The 1,214-nt window shown below is 62.3% G+C and carries 1 pseudogene; it reads left to right on the top strand.

Features of this window, described 5'->3' with window-relative positions:
- Window positions 1-202: 202 nt before the first annotated feature.
- Window positions 203-1,138: pseudogene (locus OKC30_RS20925) on the top strand (cation:proton antiporter domain-containing protein); the annotation flags it as partial.
- Window positions 1,139-1,214 lie beyond the last annotated feature (76 nt).

The raw sequence follows: 1,214 nt of genomic DNA, 5'->3' as shown, positions 1-1,214 counted from the left end.
TTAATCAGATCGCACAAACGACGCCGAGTTCCCTTCTTTCCCGGATAAGTGATCTACATTTCGGAACGGTTATTTAGGCTTAACGGGATGAAACGGGAGGGGAAATCTCTGCCGCTGAGCGAGTGGCGTGCCATATGGGGAGCGGGTGCTGTACTTGCTGTGTCAGGGAAGAGGGGGCCGGGCAGATGAAGGAGAGGGATAGGTGTACGCCGATGTGTTGATCCTGCTGATCTTCGCCGTTGTGCTGGTAGCCATTTTCCGGCGCCTCGGCCAGCCGGTGATCCTTGCCTATCTGTTTGCCGGCATGCTGCTCGGCCCCCGCGGCGTGGCCATCGTCACGGGTCAGGCCATGATGCAGACCATAGGAGAGCTTGGCATCGTGTTCCTGATGTTCTCCCTCGGGCTCGAGTTCTCCCTGCCGCGTCTGCTCGCCATGCGCAAGCTGGTGCTGGGGGTCGGCAGCCTGCAGGTGCTGCTCACCTCACTGCTGTTTTTCGGGCTCGGCTGGTGGTGGGGGCTGAGCCTGGCCCAGGCGCTGGTGGTGTCAGGCACCCTGGCGCTCTCCTCCACCGCCGTGGTGATCAAGCAGCTCGGCGAGCTCAAGCAGCTCCATACCCGGCGAGCCCAGCTCGGGGTGAGCGTGCTGCTGTTCCAGGATCTCGCCGTGGTGCCCCTGCTGGTGATGATCCCCATCCTGGCCCAGCCCGAGGTGCAGGACAGCGCCCTGCTGGCGGAGGTCGCCTGGGCCTCCCTCAAGGGGTTGTTTGCGCTCTCCGTGCTGCTGGCGGTGGGGAAGTGGCTGCTGCCCCTGCTGTTTTTCGAGGTGGCGCGCGCACGTTCAGATGAACTCTTCGTACTGAGTGCCCTGCTGGTGGCATTGCTGGCGGCCTCCCTGACCCAGTGGATGGGGCTCTCCATGGCGCTCGGTGCCTTTCTGGCGGGCATGATGCTGGGGGAGTCCCACTATCGTCATCAGCTCGAAGTGGACATCAAGCCGTTTCGCGACGTGTTGATGGGGCTCTTCTTCATTACCATCGGCATGACCATGGACTGGGCGCTGGTGGCGGGCGCCTGGTGGCAGGTGCTGGCCTGTGTGACGGGGCTCATCCTGTGCAAGTCGCTGCTCATATTGCTGGCGGTAACCGTTCACCGGGAGGATGTTGACAACAACTCTTCCGGGAGCGGGTAGTCTGTTTTCTCTATGCAGGCACTGA

Origin of the sequence: Aeromonas sp. QDB18, from assembly GCF_027705325.1 — a bacterium.
Taxonomy (GTDB): Bacteria; Pseudomonadota; Gammaproteobacteria; order Enterobacterales; family Aeromonadaceae; genus Aeromonas; species Aeromonas caviae.
Note: the sequence above shows the minus strand (reverse complement) of the source record. Positions and strands in the feature narration are given on the sequence as shown.